Below are 23,926 nucleotides of genomic sequence, written 5' to 3' on the forward strand. Positions count from 1 at the left end.
CAGGAGAGCCGCCGAGGCCGACCGGGTGCGACGTGGCGCTCCCGCGTCGGACGGAGCCCCCTCCTGCCGAGCGACCGCCCTGGATCAGTCCAGCAGCTCGCGGACGCCGCGGCGGACGAGGTCGACGGTCAGGCCGTAGACGAGGTGCGAGCCGAGCTCCCACACCCACCACGCCTTCGGCAGTTCGCCGACGTCGGCCTGGAGGCCGAGGGCGGGGAGCGTGGTCCCGTGCGTGCCGGCGAAGAGGGCGACCGAGGCCGGGATGCCGAACCCGATCTCGGCGTCGGTGAACTCGGCGGCGACGCCGTAGGCCACGCCCGCGCTCGTCCCGAACGCCCAGTGGATGGCCTCCTGCGCCTCCAGCTTCTCGTCGCGGCTCAGCGTCACGCCGACCTCGTCGGTCACCTCCTGCGCCAGCTTCGACGGCGGCATCCGGTCCGGGTGGCCCTGCACGTCGGCGCCGGGCTGCTCCTTCTCGCGGTGGGTCGGCGGGAAAAGCCGCTCGCCGAGGTCCTGGAGCAGCGGCTCGGCCTGGCTCTTGACGAACGTGCCGACGAGGCCGCCCGCCAGCCCGGCGACGGCGCCCTTCCAGATGGAGGGCTGCGGACGGGCGAAGGGAGTCGAGAACGGCATGGGAGGGGCAGAGGCGAGGGGACCGCTCCAACCGCCCCGCCCCCGCCGTGTTCGTCGCGATGCCCCGCCTCGGGCCATCCCCGAGGATCCTTCCCCCGCCGCGCGCCGTGCCCTCCTCCCCTGCCGCCGCGCCATGCCCACCCTCCTCGTCTGCCTTTCCGACGTCCAACTCGCCGATCTCGACCGGGTCCGCGAGATCGCGCCCGAGTTCGACGTCGTCCGCACCCGCACGAAAGACGACGTCCGCCCCCACCTCGGGGACGTCGCGGTCGCCCTCGGCTACTTCCCCCCTGCCCTCGTCGCGGAGGCGCCGAGTCTGGGGTGGATCCAGTCGTGGAGCGCCGGGCTCGACTGGCTCGTCGAGCACGAGGCGTTCGACGCGTCGGCGCACCCCGACCTCGCGGTGACGAGCGCGTCGGGCGTCCACGCCGTGCCCATCGGAGAGCACGTCTTCTCGTTCCTGCTCGCCTTCGCGCGGCAGCTCCCGACGGCGCTCCGCGACCAGCGCGCGCACCGGTGGGGCGGCAGCGACGACTACGGCGGCGTGTTCGAGCTTTTGAACAAGCGGCTCGTGGTGATCGGCGCCGGCGCCATCGGCGAGCGCGTGATCCGGCTGGCCGACGCGTTCGGCATGACGTCCGTCGCCGTCCGCCACAGCGGGCGCGAGACGCCGGGCGCGCTCCGGACCGTCACGCCCGACGCCATGGCCGACGAGCTCGCCGAGGCCGACGCGGTCGTGGCCGCGCTCCCCGCCACCGACGCGACCTACCGGATGCTCGACGCCGGCGTGTTCGGCGCGATGAAGCGCGGGACCGTGTTCGTCAACGTCGGCCGCGGCGAGACGGTCGACCAGCACGACCTCGTCGAGGCGCTCCGGTCCGGCCATGTCGGCGCGGCCGGGCTCGACGTGGTCGAGGACGAGCCGCTCCCCGCGTCGTCGCCGCTGTGGGACATGGACAACGTGATCCTCACGCCGCACGTGGCCGGCGACACGCCGCACTACGCGGAGCGCGCCCTCCACCTGTTTGCCGACAACCTCGAGCGCTGGCGGGCTGGCGACGACCTCCGCAACCGCGTAGATCTCGAGGCCGGCTACTGACCGGCGCTGGCGGGAGGTGCGAGGCCGCCTCTCTCATCGGGTCGGCTACGAAGCGTTGGACGTCCGTGCGGAAGGGGACCCCCTCGCTCGTCCACGCCCACGCCAGGAGCCGACGGCGGCTCTCGATCTCGGCCGACGCCGCGGCGTCGGCCCCGGTCGGGCGCCCGTCTGCATCGGCCCCTCGTCGAGCCATGCGGGGCGGAGAACGGACGGTCACGGAGCGGCTCGGGTCGCAGGGCGCCGGGGCTGGCCGGCCGATCCCGAGGCGCTCGCGCTCAAGGCGCCGCCGACGCCAACTCTCGGTCGATCCGCCCCACCATCCGGCCCAGCAGCGCGCGGACGGGCTCGCCCTCCTCCAGGATCGCGTTCGCCATCACCCACCGGTTCTCCGTGTGGTTCTCGAAGGCCACGTCCGAGAGGAGCGCGTCGTAGCGCTGGGGGAACTGGCTCGGCCGGTCGGTCGCGATGTAGCCGACTTGGAGGTCGGCCGTCACGAGCGGCGTCCGCTCGACGAGGTAGGGGAAGAACCGGTCGAGCACGTCCGCCCGCATCTCGTCCTCGGCCGCCCGCAGCTGTTCGAGCACGTCCGGCCACGAGGCCAGCATGGCCCGGAGGCTGTCGTCGCGGACGAGCCCGAGGTGCCCGGCGCCCAGCATGGCCTCGACCTCGCCCATGGCGGGGTGGTACGCCGGGATCTCGTTGATGAGCGCGGTCAGCAGCGTGTCCATCGTGGCCGGCGGCACGTCGGCCGGGTCCGGCCCCGTCCACGCGAGCAGGCGGCGGGCCTGGCGGATGGTCCGGCGGTGCTCTTCGGCCACCCGGTCGAGATGGTCGACGTTGGCCGCGAGCTCGGACCGGAGGCCGCGCAACAGCTCGCGCTCCTGCGCTCGTGCCGCCCGCTCGTTGCCCCAGGCCGTGACCTGGAAGCCGATCACGACGCCGAGCACGACGATGGCGACCTCAAGCCCGACGGCGAACCAGTTCTGCTCGCGGACGGCTTTCGAGAGCCGCCCGAGGAACGTCATGGCCCGCCTCGTGGGCGGCGTCGGCTCGGCCGTGGCGGACACCGAGGCGAGCGGGGTGGAGGTAGGCAGGGGCTCCATGCGCGAAGGTAGCCGCCCGGGACCGCCCCCCCCGTTCTGCGCGTCGGCGCTACACGTTCGACAGCACGATCCGGTACCGCGCCTCGCCCGACTTCAGGCGGCCGAGCGCGGCGTTGACCTCGCTCATCGGAAACACCTCGACCTGCGGCTTGATGTCGTGGAGGTGCGCGAAGTCGAGCATCTGCTCGATCGTCGCCGGGGCACCAACCGGCGAGCCAGAGATCGACCGCTGGCCCAGCATCAGCGGGAACACGCCGAGGTCCAGCGGCTCCAGCGTGGCGCCGACGAAGTGGAGCCGCCCCTTCGGCTTGAGCGTGCTCACGTAGACGTTCCAGTCCAGCTTCACGTTGACCGTCGAGACGATGAAGTCGAACGTGCCCGCGGCCGACGCGATGGCATCGGGGTCGCGCGAGCTGAGCACCTTGTGGGCGCCGAGGTCGAGGGCCTCCTCCTGCTTCGACGGGCTCGACGTGAAGGCCGTCACCTCGCAGCCCCACGCGTTGAGGAACTGGAGCGCGAGGTGCCCGAGCCCGCCGATCCCGATCACGGCCACCGCGTCCGTCGGGCGGACGTCGAACTGGACGAGCGGGTTGAAGACGGTGATGCCGCCGCAGAGCAGCGGCCCGGCGGCCTCGAGGTCCATCCCGTCGGGGATCGCGACGACGCTCGACGCCTGGGCCCGGACCGTGTCTGCGAACCCGCCGTGGTGGCCGACGATCGTGGGCTGCGCCGTCGCGCAGAGGTTCTGGTCGCCCGTCTTGCACGAGCCGCAGTGGCCGCAGTAACCGGCGTGCCAGCCCAGCCCGACGACCGCCCCCTCGGCCAGGCTCTCGACGTCGCTGCCGACCGCGGCGACGCGGCCGATCACCTCGTGGCCGGCGACGAGCGGGTACTGGGTCATCCCCCACTCGTTCTCGATCATGCTCAGGTCGCTGTGGCAGATGCCGCAGTAGAGGACGTCGATCTCGACCTCGTCGGCGCCGAGGGGCCCGGCCTCGTAGGTGAACGGCTCCAGCGGGCCTCCGCTTTCGTGGACAGCGTAGGCGGCGACGGTCTGGGAATCGGCCATTGGGGGATGTCGGGGTATCGGCGGGGCGCCGGCAGTCGGTCAGGCGGGCGGGCGCTGGGGCTCGCTGTGGGCGACCGGAGAGGGGGTCCCACTCGCGGTAGCAATATGATTTTGATCAAGTTACGAACCAGGGTCTCCCCGCCGGACTATCGGACCTCGACCCCGCGCCGCGCGAGGACACCCTGGAGATCACGGACGCGGCTGAGCATGGTCGTCGCGGACGAGCGAGAGGTCGGTGCTGACGAGGGCGCGGGCGACGCCGAGCGCCAGCCCGGGCCGGTCGTTCCAGACGACGGCCCCGGCCCACGCCGCGACCGAGTCGGGGTCGGCGCGGTCGGGCGCGTTGAACGCGACGAGGAGCTTGGCCGAGGCCTCCATCGAGTTCCGCATGGCGGCCGTCGAGCCCTCAAGGCGGCCGGCGGTCGTCGCCAGGTCGGCGGCGAGCTGCTGGAGGTAGACGCGCTCCTGGGCCGCGCCCTGGCGGTCGCCCCACCACACGTTGAGGGCGAGGGCGATGAGGATGCCCGCCACCACCACGACGATCTCGGCGGCGAACCAGCGCGCCTTGGGCCGCCAGTCCCACCGCCTCGGGGATGGCGTGGGCGGGGGCGGGTCGGGCGGCGGAGGTGCCGAGGTGGATGGGGTGGGAGCGTCGGTCATGGCTGGGCGTCGGGCGGGCCGTCGAGGTCGGTCGCCAGCGCCGCGCGGAGGCGTCGGAGGAGCCCGTCGAGCTGACCGTACTTGAACAGCACGTCGTCCTCGATCCAGACCTTCTGCACGAGCGCGTTGCGGAGCGCCCGGCTCTGGAGAAGCGGCCGGTGGTCGGTGGGCGTCGGCGGCGTGGGGAGCGCCGCCCCCTGGTACGGGTCGCTGCTGCCGGGGACGGTCTCGGCCCGGTTGGAGACCTGGGCCAGCTCCGTCTCGGCGCGGAGGAGAGGGACCCAGACGGTCTCGTAGTGGGCGCGCTCCTGCTCGCCCTGCACCCGGACGGCGGCGAGCTCGGTGTGCCACGTCCCGAGGAGGCGCCGCAGCGAGTCGGTCTGGACGACGTCGAGTTGCCCGTCCTGGACGGCCGCGTCGAGCACGGCCGACTCCAGCGTCGTGTAGCTGCTCCACCACGAGACGTCGGTGAGGAGCTGGTCGGCCGAGTCGGCGGAGACCTCGGAGGTGGGGTCGGCGGAGACGGCCAGGAGCGTCGTCGCGGTCTCCTTGACGGCGCCGTGGAACGCGACGATCCGTGCGAGGCGGGCCTCGTTGGCGTCGGCCTCGGCGAGGAGCGCCGTCAGGAGGCGCCGCTCCTCCTGGGCCTGCTGGCGGTCGCCCCACCACGCGTTGATGCCGACGGCCGTGAGCACGCCGAGCACGACGATGAGGTACTCGGCGGCGAACCACCGAACCTTGGGCCGCCAGTCCCACCGCCTCGGGCGCGGCGCGGGCGGCGGAGTCGCCAGGGGGGGCGGGGTCGGGGCGTCGCTCATCGGTCCAGTTCGGCCTCGACCTGCTCGCGGAGGGCCGCCGCGTACTGGGCGATCTCTCGCCGGTTGATCGCCATGTTGTCTTTCGCAATCGTGATCCGGACCATCAAGCGGTGGACCTGCTCGTCGCGAACGAGCGCATCGGTGTCCAGGGCAGGAAGGGCCACGCCGGGAGGCGCGAGCGCCATCCAGTCGTCGGCGCGGTCGAGCGAGTCCAGCGCGGCGGGGCCGACCCACTCCGCGAAGAGCAACGCGACGGGCGTCGTCGCGCCGTACTCGTCGGTCTGTCGGAGGAGCACGTCCTTCCAGGCCCCCCACCCCCGGATGTTCTCCCGCGCTTTCTCGAGGTAGGCGGTGATCGCGATGCGGAGGGAGTCGTCGCGGATGAGCCCGATGTCGCCCGTCGAGACGAGGGCCTCGGCGGTGCCCAGGACGGGGCTGATCTCCCAGTACGCGGGCGCGACGGCGGCCCAGTGGATGACGGAATCGCGAGGCGGCGGCTCGGGGAGATAGTGGGCCTGAGCCAGCCGTCGCGGGGCCCGTTCGAGCGGGGCCATCGTTCGAGCGAGGTCGTCCGCCAGCCGCTCGGTCTCGGCGAGGTCGCGCGAGAGCTGGCGGAGGTACGTCTGTTCCTTGGCGCGGTCCGACTGGGCCTGCCCCCAGCTCGTCACCTGGAAGCCGATGACGACGCCGAGCACGACGATGCCGACCTCGAGACAGACGACGAACCAGTCCTGCCGCCGGACGGCCGCCGCCAGCCGGGCGAAGAAGGTCCGCCTCGGGCTCGGCGCGGGTGCACTCGTCGGCGGAGGCGCCGAGGCGGGCGGGGGCGGGGCGTCGCTCATGCGTCGAGGGTAGCGTCGATAAGCGCGACCGCCCGCTCGGCCGCGGCGATGAGCGGGTCGAAGCTGACGCTGAGCGCGGCCGCGAAGCCGGCCCACTCCGTCAGCGCGGCGTGGACGTCGAGGTGGGCTGCGAGGGCCTGCACCCCGGCCGCGGCCACCTCCGGCGCGACGCCCGCCGGGCAGTCGCCGCGGTAGAGCTCCTCGCCGTCGGTCAGCTTGAAGCAGTTCGTCCAGTACGGCATGTGGGCCGCGAGGGGGATCAGGCCGCGGGCGAGGGACCGGTACGCGGGCGGCTGCTCCAGTGGGGCCTCGAACTGATCGGCCTGACGGAGGTAGTCCTCCATGGCGTCGACGAGGTCGCGGTCGCGGGGCCACCCGTTGCGCCGCATCTCGTCGTAGGTCGAGCGACCGACCGTGACCTGCTGCCACTGCGAGGCATGGAAAAAGTCGACGAGGGGGCCCCAGCAGTCGTCCGTGCACGGCTCGCCCGCATCCAGGAAGGCGAGGGCGGCCTCGCCGGACTGACCGACCTGGGCGTACGCGTTCCGCTTGATGGTTAGCTGGCGAGCGGCCTCGACGAGTTCGGCGCGGAGCTCGCCCAGCAGCAGGCGCTCGCGTGCGTCCTCCGCCCGCGCGGTGTTCCAGTTGCCGAGCTGGATGCCGAGGAACACGCCGACCACTACGATCACGAAGTCGATGGCGACAGCCGTCCAGTTCTGGTCTTGGACGTGCTGGGCGACGCGGCGGAGGATCATGGCCGGTCGCCGGTCGGGAGCGTGAGCACGAACGTGGCGCCCATGCCCTCAGCGCTCTCGACGGCGAGCGTGCCGCCGTGGCCCTGCGCCACGATGTCGTGACTGAGCGAGAGCCCGAGGCCCGTCCCCTCGCCGGTCGGCTTCGTGGTGAAGAACGGCTCGAACACGCGGGCCCGCACGGCCTCCGCCATCCCCGGCCCGTTGTCCCCCACGCGGACCTCCACGCTGCCGACCGTCCGGCACGTCGCGACGGTGACCGTCGGGGCGTACCCGTCCCCCTCCGCCTCGGCGCGCTGGCGGGTGGCGTCGAGCGCGTTGTCGATGAGGTTGATGAGGACCCGTCCGATCTCTTGCGGCGCGAGCTCGACCTCGCCCACGCCATCCCCGAGGTGGAGCGAGAGCCTCGCTTCGAACCCGGGGTGCCGGACCCGCACCGCGTGCTCGGCGTGCCTCGCGTACTCTGCGACGAGCGCGTTGAGGTCCACGACGTGCCGCTCCCCCGATCCGCTCCGTGCGTGCTCCATCATCGACCGCACGATGGCGTCGGCGCGGCGGCCGTGCTCCTCGATCTTGGCCGCGTTCGCCTGGAGGTCGGCGAGGAGAGTCGCCCGCTCCTCGGGGTCCGTCTCGTTGGTCAGTTCCTCGACGAGCTCCTGCGAGAGCGCGGCGAAGTTGTTGACGAAGTTGAGCGGGTTCTTGATCTCGTGGGCGATCCCCGCGGTCAGTGCCCCCAGGGAGGCCATCTTCTCGGCCTGGACGAGCTGGGCTTGCGTGGCGCGGAGCTCGTCGAGCGCCCGCTCGGTGAGGGCCTTCTCCTCCAACAGCGCCTGGTGATCGGCCTCGGCCTGCTGGAGGTCCTCGAAGCGGCGGTAGGCTAGGTCGAAAGCCGTCGTAAAGCGGACAAGCACGTCCTTCGCCTCCTCGGTCGGCTCGGCCTCGCCCCAGAGCGAGTAGCCGATCTCGCCGTGCGACGTCCGCGCCTGGACGAACGTGATTCCACCGTGCTCGCGCACCATCTCCACGGTGATGGCCTCGGGGTCGATCTCGGAGAACTTCCCCTTCGTCGCCATGTGGTGCATGTACTCCGCGCCCGCCTCGGCGTCGAACGGGAAGACGCCGACCTTCTCGTCGCCGTGCTCCCAGGCCGCGAGGGCCGGGTTGCTGGCGAAGTCGCGCGGGAGCTCCATCACGGCGGCCAGCTTCTTTCCGTCGAGGCTGGTGAGCGCCTTCTGGTAGACCTCGGGCGTGTAGCGGGTGTGCCAGAACGCCCCACACTCCAGCCCCAGCCCGGCGAACTCGCGCCGGATCGTGAACGCCACGTCGAGCAGCTCGTCGGACGTGATCATGGCGAGGGCCCGCGAGCGGACGCGCTCCATCGCCACCTCGATCTGGGCCTCGCGGGCGCGGGCCTCGGCCTGCTCCAGGTCGAGGTAGCGCGTGTACGCCTGGTCGAACACCGTCGCCACGCGGCGGAGGATCGCCGCGCTCTCGTCCGCCAGCGGCTCGAGGCTGGCGACGTGGAGCGCGCCGAAGGGTGTGAACGAGGCCGTGAGCAGGACCCGGTCGGGGGCCGCCATCCCCGCTTTTACCTCGTCGGGGAGCCGGCGGAGCTCGGTCTCGGAGAAGAGCACCGCGTCCCAGGTCGCCTTGAGTTCGCCGTGGAGGTCGTAGGTCCACAGCGCCTCCCGACGGTCCCATGCGTCGAGGAAGGCGCGGTACGACGGGTGGTCGTGGTAGGGGATGTGGTAGCTGTCCGGCTCGTCGGGGCGCTCCGCGTTCGCCATCCAGAAGCGCGCGCTCCGCGTCTCCGGGTCGATGACCCAGATGACGCACCCGGTGAGGTCGAGGTCGAGGTGCGTCAGCACGCTGAACATCCGGCCGATCACGTCGGAGAGCTCGTCGCTGGAGCGCATCCCCATCGTCCGGCTCCGGATCCGTTCGAGGGCCGCCTCGATCTGGGACTCGCGCGCCTGCGCCTCCGCCTTCTGGAGGTCGAGGAAGCGGGTGTAGGCCCGCTCGAACTCGAGAGCGAAGCGGCGGAGGATGGCCTGCTCCTCCGCGGCCGGCTCTCGCCGGATGTTGACCCCGAAGCACCCGTACGCCATGTACCCCTCGGCGTAGAAGATCCCGTCGGAGAAGCGCTCCGGGCTCAGGTGCTCGGCGTTGCCGATGAGCTCGTCCCAGATCTCGAAAACGTGCGCGATGTCGGCGGGCGGGACAAAGTCGACGAGGAAGCGCTCGTCGCTCTCCCACGCGGCGAAGCACGCGGCCGTGTACGGTTCTTCCTTGTCGAGTCCGTAGGTGATCGCCTTGCTCCGGTGCACCGTCTCGCCGTCCTCGTCGGCCGTCCACGTCGCCCAGAACTGGTGCTGACCGGCCGCCTCGTCGGGGAGCCAGACGTACGAGAACTCCGTCGGGACGCCCAGGGCCAGGAGCTGCTCGTGGAACACGGCCGACGTGGCGACGAGCTCGCTCGAGTGCTCCATGAGCGAGGTCTGCGTCCGGATCCGCTCGAGGGCGAGCTGGATCTGGGCCTCGCGCTGGGCCGCCTCGAGGTCGGCCTGGAGGCGCCGGTAGAGGTGCTGGTCGCGGTCGTGCTGGTTCTCCAGGTCGACGCGGTGCCACTCGGAGCGCTCGAGCTTCCGCTGGAGCTGGCGGAGCGTCTTCTCGAGGGTCGCGATGGGGGGCGTGCCGTCGCTCATGCCTCCTCGCCGATCAGGACGGTGACGAAGGTGGACCTGTGGGTGTAGGGCGTCGGCGAGCCCGGGAGCGGGCAGATCTCGCCGAAGGTGTAGAACCCGGCCGCGGGGACCTCGGCGCCGACGTGCTCCCGGAGGAGCCCGTGCTCGCGGCCGATCTGGGTGCCGAGCCAGGCGTGGCGACCGGCGCACGAGAACACGAGCGCGGCGTCGGGCGTGCCCTCGAAGCCGGCGCGGGCGGCGGCGGCCGACGTCCCAGCCGCATCCAGCACCTGCTCGCGCGCGGCATCGCCGAAGCGCATGCGGGCGCCCTCGATCACCGGGTTGTGCATGACCATGCGCCCGTCGTCGTCGAAGTGGGAGGGGGCGCAGAGGTAGAACTCCCGCTCCTCGACCCCTTCGGGGTAGAGGGCGAACTGATTGCGCGCGCCGTGGAGGTCCAGAGAGCCGAAGTACTGCATCCAGACGTCCCGCACCGGCCTCCCGTCGATCTCGAGGACCGTCTGGCCCTCCGTCTTCGTGAGCCGGTGCTCGCCGCCCATCGGCACCCAGCCGCTGGCGACGCCGGTCGCGACGCGGAGCGGGCCCGCCAGCAGAAGCACGGGCACCGCGTCCGAGTAGACGTTCCCGTTGCAGAACTGGTAGGCCCGCTCGAAGCGCAGCTGGTCGCCCGCCGTCCCCCCGCACACGGGCGTCTCCGGTCCGAGCTCGGCGTGGAGCGTGTCCGTGACCGCCATCACGTCGATGCCGATCCCCTCGGGGACGGTGAGCCCGAGCCGGACCGGCTGCGTCAGCCCGCTCCGGGCGCTTGCCACGGCGGCCCGCGCGGCGCCCGCCGGGTCGGCCCGGACGCCCTCCCCCACCCCGGCCCCGAACTCGACGTGGTCGGAGTGGAGGAGCATGAGGGCCACGGAGTCCTCCGCGAACCCCTCCGACGACAGCTCGCCGTGGCCCGTCCCGCCGACGAGCGGGAGGCCGGGGTACCGCGCCTCGACGCCGTCGAGGAGGGCCTGGTGGTCGTGGTCGATCCCGGCGAAGAGCAGCCCCGCCCCCGGGGTCGCCCCGCCGAGCGCGTCGGCGCAGGCGTCGAGGGCCTCGGCGATGGCGTCGGCGGAGTCGAGGTCGTGGCTGTGGCCGGTGGCGACGGTCATGGGTCTACGGACGGGCGGTGTGCACGGGCCGGGCTACTCGTCCTCCCCGATGAGGACGGTGACGAAGGTGCTGACGTGGTGGACGGGCGCCGGCGTGCTCGGGAGGGGGCAGATCTCGCCGTAGGTGTAGAACCCGACGGCCGGCAGGGCCCCGCCGACTTCCTCCTGGAGCCGCTCGGCCTCGTTCCGCACGCGCGTGCCGAGGAGAGCCGGGCGGCTGGCGCACGAGAACACGAGGGCGGCCTCGGGCGCGGCGCCCGGGTAGGCCGCGCGCGCCCGTTCGGCCGAGGCCGCCGCTCCGTCGAGCAGCTGGTCCCGCGTCGCCGACGTGAACCGGAGGCGGGCGCCCGGCGTGACCGGCGTCATCGTGACCATGCTCCCGTCGTCTTGGAAGCGCGAGGGGGAGCTGAGGTAGAACGCCTCGCCCCCCGCCGCCCCCTCCTCGCCCGGGTAGACGGCGAAAAAGTTGGGCGCGCCGGTGTGGGCGTCGACCCCGAAGTAGCGCCGCCAGACGTCCCGGGGGGACTCCCCGTCGATCGCGCGGACGGTCAGCCCGTCCACGTCCGTCAGCCGGTGCGCCTCGCCGAGCGGCTCCCACCCGCTGGCGAGGCCGGTCGCGACGTGGAGCGGCCCGGCCGCGAGCAGGACCGGGAGGGCGTCGGTGTAGACGCGGCCGTTGCAAAACTGGACCGTCTCCTCGAACCGCATCTGGTCCGCCGCCAGCCCGCCGCACACGGGCACGCCCGGCCCCAGCGCCGCGCCCAGCGCGTCGACCATGCCGAGCGGGATCGTGCAGGGCGCGTCGGCATCGACGCCGCCGATCCCTTCGGGGAGCGCGATGCAGAGCTTGACGGGCTCTGCCAGCCCGTCGAGCGCCTGCGCGACGGCCTGCCGCGCCGCCTCGGGGTTGGTCCGGGTGTTCTCGCCAACGCCGGCCCGGAACTGCACGCGGTCGGAGTGGAGGAGCATGAGGGCGACCGAGTCCTCGGCGAAGCCGCTGGAGGAGATCTCGCCGTGCGTCGTGCACCCGATCAGTTGGAGGCCGGGGTAGCGCGCCTCGATGCCGTCGAGGAGGGTCTGGTGGTCGTGGTCGACGCCCGCGTAGAGGAGGCCGGCGTGCGCCGCCCGCCCACCGAGCGCGTCGGCACACTGGTCGAGCACCTCTTCGATGGCGTCGGCGGAGTCGAGGTCGTGGCTGTGGCCGGTGGCGACGGTCATGGGTCGGGAGGCAGCGGGGTGGGGATGACGGCCGCCGCGCGCGCTGGCCGCCAGCGCGGCGCCTGCGCGGGGCGCCGCCCCGGTGGCGAAGGTAGACGAGCGGCCTAAATTTTAGAATTTTAACGTGATGGGACCGTCATCTACAGCGCGAACGTGGTCGTCACCTTGGCCAGGACCGCGCGCTGGCTGGTGAACGGCCGCGCCGGCGACGCCCGCAGCCGGTCCGTGTTGAAGCCCTCGTTGACGACGAGGTAGATGTCGCGCCCCTCGCGGGGGTTGTACCGGAGGCGGAGGTTGAGCAGCCCGCCGCGGGCGGCGCTGTTGACCTGGGCCACCGACGACAGCGACCACCGCGTGTTGAGCGCGGCCCGCACCCGGAGCCGCCCCACGTGGGCCGTGAACGACTGGTCGCGGTCCGGGAAGCCGATCCGGTTGAGCTCGTAGGTCCCGTACAAGGCGAGGTGCTTCGAGACCACCCACGTCGGCGAGACGCCAGCCGTGATCCGCCAGCCGTCGTAGAAGGCCCCGCCGCCGGCGAACACGGACGCCCGTCGCGGCTGGCCGCCCGGCGTGCCGGCGCTGGCCCGCGCGGAGGCGAACGTGTAGGTGCCGGCCGGCACGTCGGCGTCGTCGGAGAGCGCGAACCCGTTGCGCAGGTCCTCGCGGACGACGTTCGCGCCGACCGACAGCGAGGCGCCCGACCGGAACTGACCGTCCCAGTTCAAGTCCGTGTCCACCGTCTCGGTCGAGCCGTCGGCGTTGCGGAGGAACGCGAGCGACGAGGCCTCGACGCGGTGGCGCGAGAACGGGCCGCCGGCGCCCCACCCCTGCGACAGCTCCCCCCGGAGCGCCGTGTAGTCCCGCCTCTGCTCGAATCCCAGTCCGGGCCGGTAGGCCTCGCCCGAGTAGGTGACGGTCGCCGAGTAGCTGGTCCCGGTGTAGGCCCGCCGCTCCAGCCGCGCCCTCAAGCGCGCCGTGTCCCACGGCGACGCGCCCTCGACCCCGCTGTCGACGGTCTGGACCGCGTTGAGCGACAGGAACGACTCCTCGAAGACGCGGACGTCGGCGTCGAGGCCGAGCGCGACGTTCGTGGCGCCGTCCTCGCCGACCCGGCTCGTGAGCATGGCCCCGGCCGTCGAGCGCGCGTTGAACACGGGCCGCCGCACGCGCAGCACGCCGACGTTCTCGGACGGCAGCCGGTCGTCGGGCTCGAGCCCGATCGTCCGCCGCCCCGTCTGGAGGTTGATCGCGCCGACCTCCCACGCCCCGACGCGCCCCACGAGGCGCCCGCCGCCCAGCAGCGGCACCGCCTCGCCGTCGACGAGCCCGATCCGCCGCGTGTAGAACAGCCGGTCCGACCCGCCGAGCCCGACGTCGAACAGGCTCGCGCGCTCGAGGAAGAACTGGCGCTGCTCGGGGAAGAACAGCGAGAACCGCGTGAGGTTGACCTGCGGCGCGTCGGCCTCGACCTGGGCGAAGTCGGTGTTGAGCGTGAGATCGAGCGTGAGGTCGTCGCTCAGCCCCACCTTGACGTCGGCCCCGATCTCGGTCACGGCGTCGTCGGCGCGGACGTAGGCCGACTCGGCCGCGTCCAGGTCGAACGACTGGCCCATCCCGCCGAGCGCGTACGGCGTCACGTAGACCTGGCGCCGCGGCTCGACGCCCTCGAACACGACGGTCTGGAACTGCGACGGCTTGTTGAAGCTCCAGAACCCCCAGTCGGGCCGGATGGCCGGGAAGATGTCGAGCTCGTTCTTCTTGCCGAGGTACCGCCACGCGCTCAGCCCCATCGTCACGCGCCCGCCGTCGGACCGGAAGCGGAGGCTGGAGAACGGGACGCGCATCTCGGCGAACCAGCCCTCGTCGGTAACCGTCACCTCGGCGTCCCAGAACGTGTTCCACGCCTCGTCGTTGGCGCCGGTGTCACCCGACGTCGCGGTGTCGGTGCGCGAGCCCGTGGGGGAGGTCATAAAGGACACGCCGGACTCGTCGTCGCTGAAGGTGTCGAGGCCGAGGGTGAGGTAGTCCGTCCCGAGCGTGGCGAGGTCGCGCTCGAACGACGCCGCGAAGACGGCCTCGGGCGGGGCGTAGCACCGGCACGAGAGGTAGACGTAGGCGTCGTCGTAGGCCAGGCGGATCTCGGTCGGCTCCGACGGCGCCTCCCCGAACGAGGGCCAGTGCGTCACGAGCGGGAGCGGGGCGACGGCGTCCCACGCGGCCTCGTCGACGCGGCCGTCGAGGGTGACGGGGCCCGCCAGCCGGGGCACGACGAACGGCTCGTCGATCGATGCGGGCGCGACGTCGGGCGTCGCCTGGGCGAAGGCGAAGGCCGGCGCGAGGGCGGCGAGCAGGAGGAGGCGGGTCATGGGATCGGGGGAGAGCGTCGGTCCCGCTGGCGGAAGGCGCTGGCGGGTTGTCGGGGGCGGGAGCGTCAGTCGCTGCGGCCGTAGAGCGTGCGGAGCGTCCGGGACACCTGGGCCGGGACGACGGAGGTGTGCGTCTCGTCGGCGAACACGACGGCGTCGACGGTCACCCCGTCGTAGCCCCGGGTCCGGAGCGCCATGGCGAGCTGTTCCACTGAGGGCACCATCAAGCGCCCCTCCTCCCCTCCCACCGAGAGGAAGACGTGGGCCGGCGCCGCGTTGGCCTCAGCGAACGCCGCCGCCGTCGCGAACACCTCGCCGCCGTTCCACCACAGCGAGGGGCTGTTGATGCCGACGCGCTGGAACAGGCCGGGCGCCTCGAAGAGCGCATAGGTCGCGAACAGGCCACCCAGCGACTGCCCCATGAGGCCCCGGTCGCCGGAGGTCCGGTAGGCCCCGTCGACGAACGGGATCACCTCCTCGCGGAGGACGCGGAGAAAGTCCGGGCCTCCCCCGGAGACGACGGCCTCCGGGTCCTGCCCGAACTGGGCCGCGACCGTCGAGTCGGTCGCCAGGCTCACCGACGGGGTGTAGTCCCGCCAGCGGTTCGTGAGCCGCCCGTCGAAGGTCTCCTCTCCGCTATGGACCCCGACGAGGACGACCTCGTCCAGCGCGCCGTAGATGTCCATGAACTCCCGAGCCATGACCGCCGCGGGGAAGGTGAGGCGGCCGTCGAGGATGTAGAGGACCGGGTAACGCGTCGTGTCGTCGGCCGCGTAGCCATGGGGCGGGGCAATGGTTAGCCGATACGGGTGTCCGTTGACGGCCGAGATGAGGTCGTGCTGGTGCGTCCCGAGGAGGGTGACGGGGGGCGCGTCGGCCATCGGCTGGGCGTCGGCCATCGGCTGGGCGCTCGCGGACACCGCCAGCAGGGCGAGAATGAGGAGGCGACAGGTCATAGCAGGGGGGGTTGGAGGGAGGGTCAGTTGAACAGGTCGGCCGCCACTTTCCACTCGCCGTCCTCCCTCGTCCACACGACGAGGTAGGACCCCTCGACGACGGAGCCGTCGGCCAGCGTCGTCGCCGCCCGGCCCCAGTCGAAGGCCATGTCCCCGGACGGAGACACGACGGCGTCCACGGGCTCCCACGAGACCGACACGCCGTCGGCCGCCTCGGCGGCGAGGAGCGCGCGGGTCGCGGCGACCACGCTATCGCGCCCGACGGTCGGGGGGCGGACCGGGGCCGGGAGGACCGACTCGTCGGCCAGGAGGGCGGCGATGCCGTCCACGTCGCCCCGACCGTACATCGCCGACGACTCCCGCTCCGGGGCCATCACCGCCTCCCGCTCGGCCGCGAGGTCCACGGCGACGGCCTCCGCATTCGTCTGCGGGTCGGGCTGGCAGGCGCCGAGGGTGAGGGCCAGAGCAAGCGCCAGCAGGACGATGGAGGCGGAGCGGGAGATCATGAGTCTGTCGGGTGTGGGGAGGGACCGGGGGCCGCTCATCGCGCGTCGCCGTCGAGCTGGCGGCGGTAGTCGTCGGCGTCGAAGCGGCCCACCGACTCGGCGATGCGGCCGCCGTCCCAGCGCGTCCACGTCTCGAACCCGCTGATCCGGACCGCCCGCCCGGTGCCGCCGGGGCCCGTATTCGTGCCGGTGAGCGTCCAGTGGTACTCGACGCCCGCGGCCCCCTGGTGGAGCGAGTCGAGCGCGACCACCATGTCGGGGAAGGCGACCATGAAGCCGCGCGCGGCCTCGGTGATGGCCTCCCGGCCGACCGACGGCTCGCCGTCGTTGATGACGAGCCGGCCCCCCTCCGCGTAGAACGAGGCGACGCGGGCGGGGTCCTGACTGGACCACGCGGCGCTGTAGCGGGCCGCGAAGTCCTGGAGGTCGTCGGGCATGGCAGACGAGGCGGGGCCGGACGCGCACCCGCCGAGGGCGAGCGCCAGTGCGGCGAGGGCGTGGGTGAGGGCGCGTGGGGTCATCAGAGCACCTCGGCGGGTTCGAGGGGGGCCGGCGGCCGCGACGGCTCGGGCATGGCGTCGAGCACGTCCGGCACGTACGCGCGGTCGAGCGCGGCCAGGCGCGCCACGTGGGCCGCCACGTCCAGGCGCAGGAGCAGGGTGGCGCCTGCGATCGGGACGGCCGCCAGCGCGAAGAACACCTGCGCGGGAGAGAGCGTCGCCACGAGCAGTCCCATCGCCCCCGATCCCGAGATGTACCCGACGTTCGCGACGGCCATGAAGAGGGCGAACTGGACCGCCGCGACAGGCCGCCAGCACAGCGCCATGCACGTCGCGAAAAACGCGATGGTGGCGAGCGTCTGGGCCGTGACCGCGAGCAACAGGTACCCCTGCACCACGAGCGCCGTCCCCCAGAGCGCCGGCGCGAGCCCCATCCCGACGCCGACGGCGGCGAGGGTGAGCAACGCGCCCCCGACCGCGCCCGTCCACCCGAGCCGCCGCACGAGCAGTCCGCCGCCGACCATCCCGACGACGCCCCCCACAAGCTTGGCGACGGCCATCGCGTTCGAGAACGCCGCGTCGGCCCAGCCGAGGTGCTGTACGGTGAACACGGGGCCGTAGGCGTCGAAGAGGCCCTCGCTGAGCTGGAGGACGAACCCCAGCGCCGCGGCGAGCAGGACGGCCGGGAAGACGACGACCCGGCGGAGGCCCCGCCCGATCTCACCCCACCCGTCGGGCTGGAGGGCCTCCGCGACCGCCGACGCCTTGCCCGCCGTCCACGGCAGCAGCCGCTCGCCGGGCCGCTCGCGGAGCAGTAGTGGCAACAGCACGAACGCGAGTGTCGCGCCCCCCGCCAGCGCGAACGTGGCCGAGACCCCGACCCGCCCGAACAGCCAGGACGCGACGGTCGCCGTCGCCGCCGTCCCGAGGACTTTCCCGCCCCACATCAGCCCATTCGCCCGGCCCTGCTCGTCGAGCGGCACCACGTCGACCACCAGCGCGTCGGTCGCGATGTCCTGGAGGGCGAGGAAGAGGCTCCCGGCGACCATCATCGCCGTGAGCAGGCCGAGGTGGGCGAGCGGGTCGGGCACGAGGGCCATCGCGGCGTAGCCGAGCGCGCCGCCCGTGGTCCCCGCGAGCATCCAGGGCCGCCGCCGCCCCATCGCGAGGACCGTGTACCGCTCCATGACCGGCGCGTAGACCAGCTTGAGCGTCCACGGCAAGACCGAGACGCTCACCCACCCGCCGATGACGGCGGGCGCGACGCCCTGGGCGGCCAGGTAGGCCGGGAACGCCGTGATGATCAGCCCGATCTGGATGCCCTGCGCGACGTACATCGCGGTGACGGTCGTCAGGCGGAGCGGACGGCTGGCGGAGAGGGAGGGGAGCGTCGGCATAGGGTCAGAGCACGGGTTCTGGATCGGGGACGGCGCGCGGGTGGGGGGCCACCGCCTGGGGCTCGTCGGCGGCCGGTTCGTCGCCCAGCCAGTCGGCCGGGTCATCGGGCGGGAGACGATGGGCGTAGTGGGCGTAGACCGGCAGGCCGAGGGCGATCAGCCCCAGCCCCGCGAGCGCCCGCCCCGGCGTCGCGACGAGCGTGTTGACGAGCAGGAACCCGACCGCCAGGAGGTACAGCGCGGGCACAACCGGGTAGCCCCACGTGCGGACGGGCCGCTCCGCCTCGGGCCGCTGGCGGCGGAGCACGAACAGGGCCCCGACGGTCAGCCCCTGGAACAGGAGCGTGGCGAAGACGAACAGGTCGCTCAGGATCTCGAACGTGCCCGAGGCCGCGAACACGACCCCCAGCGCCCCGGCCAGCAGAACCGCGTTGCGCGGAACGCGCGTGCGCGGCGAGATCCGCGCGAGGGGGGCGGGCAGGAGCCCGTCGGCGGCCATCGCGAAGGGGATGCGGGAGGTCGTGAGGACCGATGTGTAGAGCGTCCCGAACGACGACATGACCAGCCCGGCGGCCATCGCCGAGGCCGCCCCGGCCCCGAGGAACCGCACGGCCACCTCGCGGGCCACCGACGACGCCGGCGACACGGCGGCGACGGCCTCGGGTGGCAGCACGTAGAAGTAGGCCGCGTTGATGAGCACGTAGAGCGCCACGATGAGCACGGTCGCGCCGACGAGGGCGCGTGGGAGCGTCCACGACGGTCGCCGGACCTCACCGGCCACGCCGACCATGTACTGCCAGCCGTTGTAGCTCCACAACGCCCCGATCATGGCGGCGCCGAACCCGGCCACGCCGAACCGCGCACGCGACGGCACGTCGGCGCACGCTGCCGCTGCGCCCGTCTGCCCGAAGTGGGCCCACGACCCGTCGCCCAGCCAGAACGCCCCCATGCCGATGCCGAGCACGAGGGCCACCTTCGCCGCCGTCAAGACCGTGGCCATGCGCCCCGACGCACGGACCGAGGTGAGGTTGAGCGCGACGACGACCCCGAGCACCGCCAGCGGGAGCAGCCGGACCGCCCAGGGCGCGAGCGCTCCGCCGACGAGGTCGTTCAGGAAGACGACGAACAGGATCGCGAGGGCCGCGAGGCCCGCGCCGTTCCCGACGAACGTCTCCATCCAACCGTAGAGGAACGCCCATCGCCGCCCGAAGGCGGCGCCGAGGTAGTTGTAGGCCCCGCCCGCGCGGGGCATCATCGTCGCCAGCTCGGCGTAGGCGAGCGCGCCGAACAACGTGAGCGCGCCCGCGAGGCCATAGACGGCCAGCACCGCGCCCGGCGAGCCGACGTTGCACGTCATCACGCGGGCCTTGACGAAGACGCCCGTCCCGATGACGACGGCGATGACGATGGCCGCCGTGGGGACGAGCGTCAGCCCGCGCGTGAGGGTGGCGTCTGGTGCCGGCGCCTTCATCGGGCCTCCTGGAGATCGCTCACGTGCGTCGCCAGCGTGGCGAGCTCGGTCATCCCGAACGCCTCCGCCAACGCCGCGTCGTGCGGCGCGTCGCTCTCATTCCGGGCGCGGACGCCGAAGTCGAGCCCGACGACGGTCCGGAACGGGCGCGTACCCGGGGCCATCGCGAGGAGCTCGGTCACGGCCTCCACCACGAGGGCGGGGTCGGTCGGGGTGTCGGGACGGGCGAGCATCGCCTGGAACTCGGCGCCCATCGCGCCGAAGGCGCCGGCCACCGTGTCCGGGTACGTCGCCGCGCGTCCGTCCGCGTCTGCCGGCGCCGTCATCGACGGGAACAGGCTCGTCGTGAACGGCCCCGGCTCGACGATCACCGCGTCCACGCCCGTCTGGGCGAGCTCGACCCGGAGCGCCCCGGTGTAGCCCTCGAGCGCCCACTTGCTGGCGTGGTAGACGCCGAAGAAGGGGAGCGTGCAGCGCCCGGCGGTCGAACTCACGTTCACCACGAGGCCGCGGCCGGCCTCCCGCATCGCGGGCAAGAACGCCCGGAGGACGCGGTGGACGCCGACGACGTTGACGTCGAGCTGGCGAGCGAACTCGTCGGCCGTGAACGCCTCGGTGATCCCGCCGAACATCTGCCCGGCGTTGTTGACGACGACGTCGGGCGCGCCAGATTCGTCGGCCACGGCCTGGGCGGCGGCGCTCACCGAGGCGGACGAGGTCACGTCGAGGTCGAGCACGCGGAGGTCGAGGGCGTCCGCCTCGGCGAGGTCGCGGAGCGCGCGCGCGGGCTCCGCGTTCTTGCCGTCGGGCGCCCGCATGGTGGCGTACACGCGGTGCCCGTCGCGAGCGAGGGCCTGCGCGAGGTCGTAGCCGAAGCCGGAGCTGCAGCCGGTGACAACGAGGGTCTGGGTCATGGGTCTGGGCGTGTCGGTGAGGGTGGGGACCGCCCCGCGGGCGGCCCGCGCCAGCGGGCGGCGGTAGACCGATCCGTGCGGTCAGGGCTTGTGGGCCTCGAGCTCGATCTCGATCAGGAGCTCGGGCAGGGCCAGCCCCTTCACCTCCAGCCAGCTCCCGGTCGGGAACCGCGTCGTGTAGATCGTGCCTCGGTACTCGGCCGCCTCGAGGAACCCGGCCATGTCCGTCGTGAACACGTTCTCGACGATCACGTCGTCGAACGTGCAGCCGTAGTGCTCCAAGACCCGGCGGAGGTCGTCGTAGACGTTCCTCATCTGCTGCGCGAGGTCCCCGACGGCCGTCGGATTCCCCTCGTCGTCCATGCTGACCGCGCCGGAGATTTTGATGTCGTCGCCGACCTTGATGGCGTGCGTGTAGCCGTACGCCTGCTCGATCTCCGGTCGGAGGTGGAAGTAGTCGGGAGTGCCCATAAGGGTGCCTCGGTAGTGGGTTAGGGGGAAGGAGCCGGGAGCGGGACCCGCTGGCATCGCCGGCGGCGTCCGCCAGCGGCCCGGGCGGCGCCGGGCGGCGCGCACGCCGGGTTCCGGCGCGCTACGGCGCGACCTCGCTCAGGACCCGCACGGTCTCGACCTTCAGCCGGTCCTCTTTCATGGCCTGCGCGACCTCGTCCGTGGCCATGAAGGCCTGGAACCGGTCCACGTCCGGCACCTCCAGGAGGACCCCCGTCAGGTTGGGGCGCTCGGGGTCTCGGAAGATGCGGGCCGTCGCGCCGATCTGGCCGAACATCTCCTGCCGGCTGCCGGCCCCGCCGTGCCATGCCTCGGCCCAGTGGTCGCCGTCCTCGACCTCGTGAAATGCGATGAGTGTTGCCATGATGGTCCTCGTAGGGGAGTAGGTGGATGGAAAGTGGCAGGCCGGATCCCGGCCGACCGTCGGGGCCCCGCCTCAACAGAGGGGACCCCAGGCCCGACCGCTAGCCGAGCAGCGTGAGCCGCTCCGCGGCCGTCTGCGCGCCCGTCGTCAGCCGGACGAGGTAGGCCCCCGTCGGGAGCGCCCCGCCGTCGAGCGGAGCCGGGCGCCGGGCGGCCGCCTCCGCCCCGTCGGAGCCCCATGGGGTCGCGGGGCCGGCCGGCTCGGGGAGGCCCGTCGCCGGGGGAAGGCGTCGGGCGGGGCGAGCGGCGGTCATGATCCAAAGGAGAGCGGTGGAGACAGGCGAAGCCGGCGCCGCTACGGCTTGATCTCGACCCTGAGGAGCCGGATCGTCACGGTGTCGCTGAGGTTCTCGACGGAGTGGGGGGCCTCCGCGTCCTTCCACATCGTGAGCGGCAACGGCAGGGGCCCCTCTATCTGGCGGGTGTCGGCGATGACCTGGCCGTCCATGTCGCGGTCGATGAAGTGGCCCATCTCCGTGATGTAGAGCACGCTCGGCCAGCGGTGGTGGTGCAGGGGCTCCACCTCGCCAGGTGCGAGCGTGACCTCCAGCACGCGGACGCGGTCGGTCTCCATGAGCACCGTGTGGTTCAGGGGGGCCGCGAGCACGGCGTCGAGGTCGGGGGGCCAATCGGCCGGGTCGCCGGTCTGGTAGGGCAGGGCCCGGGCGTCTTGGTTCTGGGCGCTGGCGACGGGGGCGAGCGCGAAGACGGCGAGGGCGAGGAGTACGGAGCAGGGAGCCATGGAGGAGCCTCGGAGTTGGGGGCAGCGGAGGACGGTGCCCGGCAGGGCCCGCTGGCGAGTCGCCCCGCCAGCGGGGGGCCGATCAGTTGGCGTCGGCGGTCGCGGCCTCGCCGTTCGAGCTGTACATGTCGCGGGCGTAGAGCCACTCCCCGCCCACGAGGCGCCACACCTCGAGCGCCTTGGCGCGGTCCACGACCTGGCCGCCGGCGCTGAGGACGATGTCGGAACGCCGGATGGCCGTGTTCCCGAAGCGGGCGACCTCGGCCGTCTGGACGTCCAGGCCATCGATGCCCGCGGCCAGGACCCCGGCGAAGTGGTCGCGGATGGCGTCGCGGCCCTGGACGGGCGGCGCGCCCGGGGGCATGACCATGGCGTTCTCGGTATAGAGCGCCGCGATGGCGTCGGCGTCGCCGCCGGCGACGGCCTGCTCGAAGCGCAGGTCGCTCCGCTCCATCGCGATCCGGACGAGATGGTCCGCGCTCGCGGTCAGGTCCGGGTCGCGGGCGAGGGCCTTGGTGAACTGGACCTCGGCCTCATCGAGCCGCCCCTCATCGAGGAGGAACTCGCCGTAGGAGTCGTACGGGTTGCCTTCGTCGGGCGCTACGCGGATGTGCTCGAGGAAGACCCGCTCGGCCCCGTCGGCGTCGCCGGCCTCCTTGAGCGTATAACCGAGCATGTTGAGCGCGCCGGCGTTGGACGGGTCGGCCTCGAGGGCGCGTCGGAGGACGGCGGCGGCCTCGTCGTAGCGGTCGTTGAAGTAGAACTCGTTGCCGAGCCACGTCGCCACGTCGCCGTCGTCGGGGTGCTCCTCGTGGAGGGCCCTCATGATCTCGATCTCGCGGTCGTGGTCGCCGTCGTGGTGGGCCGCGTAGGCCTCCACCATCTGGCGCTCGGCGTCGGAGACGCGCGCCGCCTGAGCGTGGCGGAGGTGCTCGGCGCCCTCGGCCGCCGGGGAGAGCCACGCGCGGTAGATGTGGGCGAGCGCGAACTGGGGATCGGCCTCGATCGCGGCATCGAGGTGCGCGCGGGCTGCGTCGAAGTCGACGTACGAGACTTGTGTCAGGGCGAGCGCGTAGTGGTCGCGGGCGGCGTCGGAGGCCGTCGTCACGGGGACGTGCTGCGCATGGGCCAGCGAGGCCGTGAGGAGCAGGGCGAGGAGGGGCAGGAACCGTGTCATGGCCGTAGGGAGGTTGGGGAAAGGGGGAGACGTCAGCAGGGCTCAGCGCCGCAGAGGGCGGCGGCCGAGAGGTCGGGCCCGTCGTCGGCGCGGTCGACGCCGGTCACCCGGCCGTCCGCGAGCCGCCATTCGTGCCGGAACCGGGTGGTGATGAGCTGGCCCGTCGCCGGGTGGGTCCGGCGGCGCGTGCCCACGGCGACGACGCGGTCGCCCTCGACCGTGATCATGTCAGGGACGAAGGCGGGAGCGCCGACCTGCGGGCGGAGCACGCGCGCCGCCACGGTGCCGGAGCCCACGTGCCGCCCGACCTGGAGGCTGTGGGGCCCCTCCACCCACACCACGTGCGGGTCCAGCACGGCCACGACAGCCTCGACGTCGCCCCGGGCGAGGTCGGCGTAGATCTGGGCCACGGCGTCGGGGGCCGCCGGGGCGGTCGAGCGCTGGGCCGAGGCCGCCGGGGCCAGCGCGAGGAGCAGCAGGAGGGCGAGAAGGCGAGTCATGGTCACAAGGGTCGGGGGGCGGCCGCGGCAGCGGGTTAGGGGCGATCGAGCAAGAGCGCGACGGCCTCCCGGAGCCGGGCGGCGTTAAAGGGCTTGGCGAGGAAGCCGTCGGCGCAGGCCGCGGCCCGGCGCGGCTCCCCGCTGACGAGGAGGACGGGCACCCCGTGCGTCGCGGCGTCGGCGTGGAGGGCGGCGCAGAGCGCGTAGCCGTCGAGGCCCGGCATCCGGACGTCGGCGATCACGAGGTCCGGCGTGGTGGCGAGCGCGACGGCCAGCGCCTCGGCCCCGTCGGCGACCTCCACGACGCGGGCGGAGCCGCGGAGGCCGTGGCGGATGTAGGCCCGCATCTCCCGGTCGTCGTCGGCGATGAGTACGTGGGGCATGAGAGCGTCGGCCATGGGTGGCGGGGCTGTGGCG

The 23,926-nt window shown here is 73.0% G+C and carries 25 protein-coding genes; 1 reads left to right on the forward strand and 24 read right to left on the reverse strand.

Annotated elements, in window-relative coordinates; all coding sequences use genetic code 11:
* Nucleotides 1-84: 84 nt before the first annotated feature.
* Nucleotides 85-633, reverse strand: a complete 549-nt coding sequence (locus BSZ37_RS02745) for a DUF1440 domain-containing protein (protein WP_179299448.1) — start codon at nucleotides 631-633, stop codon at nucleotides 85-87.
* 133 nt (nucleotides 634-766) lie between these two features.
* On the opposite strand from BSZ37_RS02745, the gene BSZ37_RS02750 reads away from it, so the two are divergent.
* Nucleotides 767-1,732: a D-2-hydroxyacid dehydrogenase gene (locus tag BSZ37_RS02750; RefSeq protein ID WP_179299449.1), complete on the forward strand. Its 966-nt coding sequence runs from the start codon at nucleotides 767-769 to the stop codon at nucleotides 1,730-1,732.
* Between the two features lie 275 nt (nucleotides 1,733-2,007).
* Here the strand turns inward: BSZ37_RS02750 and BSZ37_RS02755 are convergent, their stop codons facing one another.
* The 23 genes from BSZ37_RS02755 to BSZ37_RS02865 all read right to left on the reverse strand — a co-directional run bounded on the left by BSZ37_RS02755 (nucleotide 2,008) and on the right by BSZ37_RS02865 (nucleotide 23,907).
* Complete coding sequence (locus BSZ37_RS02755; protein ID WP_095509074.1) at nucleotides 2,008-2,835, reverse strand: hypothetical protein; 828 nt, start codon at nucleotides 2,833-2,835, stop codon at nucleotides 2,008-2,010.
* Nucleotides 2,836-2,884: 49 nt separating this feature from the next.
* Nucleotides 2,885-3,904: an NADPH-dependent aldehyde reductase Ahr gene (gene ahr, locus BSZ37_RS02760; RefSeq protein ID WP_095509075.1), complete on the reverse strand. Its 1,020-nt coding sequence runs from the start codon at nucleotides 3,902-3,904 to the stop codon at nucleotides 2,885-2,887.
* A gap of 189 nt (nucleotides 3,905-4,093) precedes the next feature.
* Nucleotides 4,094-4,564 carry a hypothetical protein gene (locus tag BSZ37_RS02765; RefSeq protein WP_143537541.1) on the reverse strand — a complete coding sequence of 157 codons (471 nt, stop codon included), beginning with the start codon at nucleotides 4,562-4,564 and terminating at the stop codon, nucleotides 4,094-4,096.
* Nucleotides 4,561-5,382, reverse strand: a complete 822-nt coding sequence (locus tag BSZ37_RS02770) for a hypothetical protein (RefSeq protein ID WP_095509077.1) — start codon at nucleotides 5,380-5,382, stop codon at nucleotides 4,561-4,563. Before BSZ37_RS02770 ends, BSZ37_RS02765 begins: the two co-directional genes overlap by 4 nt.
* Entirely contained in the window at nucleotides 5,379-6,224 is an 846-nt protein-coding gene (locus tag BSZ37_RS02775; RefSeq protein WP_095509078.1) for a hypothetical protein, read from the reverse strand. Before BSZ37_RS02775 ends, BSZ37_RS02770 begins: the two co-directional genes overlap by 4 nt.
* On the reverse strand, nucleotides 6,221-6,979 hold the full coding sequence (locus tag BSZ37_RS02780) for a hypothetical protein (RefSeq protein WP_095509079.1): 759 nt from the start codon (nucleotides 6,977-6,979) through the stop codon (nucleotides 6,221-6,223). Before BSZ37_RS02780 ends, BSZ37_RS02775 begins: the two co-directional genes overlap by 4 nt.
* Nucleotides 6,976-9,681 (reverse strand): sensor histidine kinase, encoded by a 2,706-nt coding sequence (locus BSZ37_RS02785; RefSeq protein WP_095509080.1) that lies wholly within the window; start codon nucleotides 9,679-9,681, stop codon nucleotides 6,976-6,978. Before BSZ37_RS02785 ends, BSZ37_RS02780 begins: the two co-directional genes overlap by 4 nt.
* Complete coding sequence (locus BSZ37_RS02790; RefSeq protein WP_095509081.1) at nucleotides 9,678-10,829, reverse strand: FIST signal transduction protein; 1,152 nt, start codon at nucleotides 10,827-10,829, stop codon at nucleotides 9,678-9,680. Before BSZ37_RS02790 ends, BSZ37_RS02785 begins: the two co-directional genes overlap by 4 nt.
* 33 nt (nucleotides 10,830-10,862) lie before the next feature.
* Nucleotides 10,863-12,047 carry an FIST signal transduction protein gene (locus BSZ37_RS02795; protein ID WP_095509082.1) on the reverse strand — a complete coding sequence of 395 codons (1,185 nt, stop codon included), beginning with the start codon at nucleotides 12,045-12,047 and terminating at the stop codon, nucleotides 10,863-10,865.
* Nucleotides 12,048-12,187: 140 nt separating this feature from the next.
* Nucleotides 12,188-14,413, reverse strand: a complete 2,226-nt coding sequence (locus tag BSZ37_RS02800) for a carbohydrate binding family 9 domain-containing protein (RefSeq protein ID WP_095509083.1) — start codon at nucleotides 14,411-14,413, stop codon at nucleotides 12,188-12,190.
* 65 nt (nucleotides 14,414-14,478) lie between these two features.
* Nucleotides 14,479-15,369, reverse strand: coding sequence for an alpha/beta hydrolase (locus BSZ37_RS02805; RefSeq protein WP_095509084.1), 891 nt, complete (start codon nucleotides 15,367-15,369; stop codon nucleotides 14,479-14,481).
* 23 nt (nucleotides 15,370-15,392) lie between these two features.
* Nucleotides 15,393-15,875: a YybH family protein gene (locus tag BSZ37_RS02810; protein WP_143537542.1), complete on the reverse strand. Its 483-nt coding sequence runs from the start codon at nucleotides 15,873-15,875 to the stop codon at nucleotides 15,393-15,395.
* A 35-nt stretch (nucleotides 15,876-15,910) separates the two neighbouring features.
* Nucleotides 15,911-16,396 carry an ester cyclase gene (locus BSZ37_RS02815; RefSeq protein ID WP_218830374.1) on the reverse strand — a complete coding sequence of 162 codons (486 nt, stop codon included), beginning with the start codon at nucleotides 16,394-16,396 and terminating at the stop codon, nucleotides 15,911-15,913.
* Nucleotides 16,396-17,772, reverse strand: a complete 1,377-nt coding sequence (locus tag BSZ37_RS02820) for an MFS transporter (protein ID WP_179299450.1) — start codon at nucleotides 17,770-17,772, stop codon at nucleotides 16,396-16,398. The genes BSZ37_RS02815 and BSZ37_RS02820 overlap by 1 nt, the downstream gene beginning before the upstream one ends.
* Nucleotides 17,773-17,776: 4 nt before the next feature.
* On the reverse strand, nucleotides 17,777-19,243 hold the full coding sequence (locus BSZ37_RS02825) for an amino acid permease (RefSeq protein WP_095509087.1): 1,467 nt from the start codon (nucleotides 19,241-19,243) through the stop codon (nucleotides 17,777-17,779).
* Complete coding sequence (locus BSZ37_RS02830; protein WP_095509088.1) at nucleotides 19,240-20,157, reverse strand: SDR family oxidoreductase; 918 nt, start codon at nucleotides 20,155-20,157, stop codon at nucleotides 19,240-19,242. Before BSZ37_RS02830 ends, BSZ37_RS02825 begins: the two co-directional genes overlap by 4 nt.
* Nucleotides 20,158-20,238: 81 nt before the next feature.
* Nucleotides 20,239-20,628 carry a RidA family protein gene (locus tag BSZ37_RS02835; RefSeq protein ID WP_218830375.1) on the reverse strand — a complete coding sequence of 130 codons (390 nt, stop codon included), beginning with the start codon at nucleotides 20,626-20,628 and terminating at the stop codon, nucleotides 20,239-20,241.
* A 121-nt stretch (nucleotides 20,629-20,749) separates the two neighbouring features.
* Nucleotides 20,750-21,031, reverse strand: coding sequence for a hypothetical protein (locus BSZ37_RS02840; RefSeq protein WP_095509089.1), 282 nt, complete (start codon nucleotides 21,029-21,031; stop codon nucleotides 20,750-20,752).
* Between the two features lie 100 nt (nucleotides 21,032-21,131).
* Nucleotides 21,132-21,344 carry a hypothetical protein gene (locus BSZ37_RS02845; RefSeq protein WP_095509090.1) on the reverse strand — a complete coding sequence of 71 codons (213 nt, stop codon included), beginning with the start codon at nucleotides 21,342-21,344 and terminating at the stop codon, nucleotides 21,132-21,134.
* 41 nt (nucleotides 21,345-21,385) lie between these two features.
* On the reverse strand, nucleotides 21,386-21,832 hold the full coding sequence (locus BSZ37_RS02850; protein ID WP_095509091.1) for a cupin domain-containing protein: 447 nt from the start codon (nucleotides 21,830-21,832) through the stop codon (nucleotides 21,386-21,388).
* A gap of 82 nt (nucleotides 21,833-21,914) precedes the next feature.
* Nucleotides 21,915-23,009 carry a nuclear transport factor 2 family protein gene (locus BSZ37_RS02855; protein ID WP_095509092.1) on the reverse strand — a complete coding sequence of 365 codons (1,095 nt, stop codon included), beginning with the start codon at nucleotides 23,007-23,009 and terminating at the stop codon, nucleotides 21,915-21,917.
* Between the two features lie 32 nt (nucleotides 23,010-23,041).
* Nucleotides 23,042-23,509 carry a nuclear transport factor 2 family protein gene (locus tag BSZ37_RS02860; protein ID WP_095509093.1) on the reverse strand — a complete coding sequence of 156 codons (468 nt, stop codon included), beginning with the start codon at nucleotides 23,507-23,509 and terminating at the stop codon, nucleotides 23,042-23,044.
* Between the two features lie 35 nt (nucleotides 23,510-23,544).
* A complete protein-coding gene (locus tag BSZ37_RS02865) occupies nucleotides 23,545-23,907 on the reverse strand; it encodes a response regulator (protein WP_095509094.1) in 363 nt (120 codons plus the stop codon).
* Nucleotides 23,908-23,926 lie beyond the last annotated feature (19 nt).

This window comes from Rubrivirga marina (assembly GCF_002283365.1).
In the GTDB taxonomy this organism is placed as follows: Bacteria; Bacteroidota; Rhodothermia; order Rhodothermales; family Rubricoccaceae; genus Rubrivirga; species Rubrivirga marina.

Bases quoted from the DNA above. Each gene is read 5' to 3' on its own strand.
- BSZ37_RS02745 (WP_179299448.1), bottom strand. From the start codon at position 633: ATGCCGTTCTCGACTCCCTTCGCCCGTCCGCAGCCCTCCATCTGGAAG.
- BSZ37_RS02750 (WP_179299449.1), top strand. From the start codon at position 767: ATGCCCACCCTCCTCGTCTGCCTTTCCGACGTCCAACTCGCCGATCTC.
- BSZ37_RS02755 (WP_095509074.1), bottom strand. From the start codon at position 2,835: ATGGAGCCCCTGCCTACCTCCACCCCGCTCGCCTCGGTGTCCGCCACG.
- ahr (WP_095509075.1), bottom strand. From the start codon at position 3,904: ATGGCCGATTCCCAGACCGTCGCCGCCTACGCTGTCCACGAAAGCGGA.
- BSZ37_RS02765 (WP_143537541.1), bottom strand. From the start codon at position 4,564: ATGACCGACGCTCCCACCCCATCCACCTCGGCACCTCCGCCGCCCGAC.
- BSZ37_RS02770 (WP_095509077.1), bottom strand. From the start codon at position 5,382: ATGAGCGACGCCCCGACCCCGCCCCCCCTGGCGACTCCGCCGCCCGCG.
- BSZ37_RS02775 (WP_095509078.1), bottom strand. From the start codon at position 6,224: ATGAGCGACGCCCCGCCCCCGCCCGCCTCGGCGCCTCCGCCGACGAGT.
- BSZ37_RS02780 (WP_095509079.1), bottom strand. From the start codon at position 6,979: ATGATCCTCCGCCGCGTCGCCCAGCACGTCCAAGACCAGAACTGGACG.
- BSZ37_RS02785 (WP_095509080.1), bottom strand. From the start codon at position 9,681: ATGAGCGACGGCACGCCCCCCATCGCGACCCTCGAGAAGACGCTCCGC.
- BSZ37_RS02790 (WP_095509081.1), bottom strand. From the start codon at position 10,829: ATGACCGTCGCCACCGGCCACAGCCACGACCTCGACTCCGCCGACGCC.
- BSZ37_RS02795 (WP_095509082.1), bottom strand. From the start codon at position 12,047: ATGACCGTCGCCACCGGCCACAGCCACGACCTCGACTCCGCCGACGCC.
- BSZ37_RS02800 (WP_095509083.1), bottom strand. From the start codon at position 14,413: ATGACCCGCCTCCTCCTGCTCGCCGCCCTCGCGCCGGCCTTCGCCTTC.
- BSZ37_RS02805 (WP_095509084.1), bottom strand. From the start codon at position 15,369: ATGACCTGTCGCCTCCTCATTCTCGCCCTGCTGGCGGTGTCCGCGAGC.
- BSZ37_RS02810 (WP_143537542.1), bottom strand. From the start codon at position 15,875: ATGATCTCCCGCTCCGCCTCCATCGTCCTGCTGGCGCTTGCTCTGGCC.
- BSZ37_RS02815 (WP_218830374.1), bottom strand. From the start codon at position 16,396: ATGACCCCACGCGCCCTCACCCACGCCCTCGCCGCACTGGCGCTCGCC.
- BSZ37_RS02820 (WP_179299450.1), bottom strand. From the start codon at position 17,772: ATGCCGACGCTCCCCTCCCTCTCCGCCAGCCGTCCGCTCCGCCTGACG.
- BSZ37_RS02825 (WP_095509087.1), bottom strand. From the start codon at position 19,243: ATGAAGGCGCCGGCACCAGACGCCACCCTCACGCGCGGGCTGACGCTC.
- BSZ37_RS02830 (WP_095509088.1), bottom strand. From the start codon at position 20,157: ATGACCCAGACCCTCGTTGTCACCGGCTGCAGCTCCGGCTTCGGCTAC.
- BSZ37_RS02835 (WP_218830375.1), bottom strand. From the start codon at position 20,628: ATGGGCACTCCCGACTACTTCCACCTCCGACCGGAGATCGAGCAGGCG.
- BSZ37_RS02840 (WP_095509089.1), bottom strand. From the start codon at position 21,031: ATGGCAACACTCATCGCATTTCACGAGGTCGAGGACGGCGACCACTGG.
- BSZ37_RS02845 (WP_095509090.1), bottom strand. From the start codon at position 21,344: ATGACCGCCGCTCGCCCCGCCCGACGCCTTCCCCCGGCGACGGGCCTC.
- BSZ37_RS02850 (WP_095509091.1), bottom strand. From the start codon at position 21,832: ATGGCTCCCTGCTCCGTACTCCTCGCCCTCGCCGTCTTCGCGCTCGCC.
- BSZ37_RS02855 (WP_095509092.1), bottom strand. From the start codon at position 23,009: ATGACACGGTTCCTGCCCCTCCTCGCCCTGCTCCTCACGGCCTCGCTG.
- BSZ37_RS02860 (WP_095509093.1), bottom strand. From the start codon at position 23,509: ATGACTCGCCTTCTCGCCCTCCTGCTGCTCCTCGCGCTGGCCCCGGCG.
- BSZ37_RS02865 (WP_095509094.1), bottom strand. From the start codon at position 23,907: ATGGCCGACGCTCTCATGCCCCACGTACTCATCGCCGACGACGACCGG.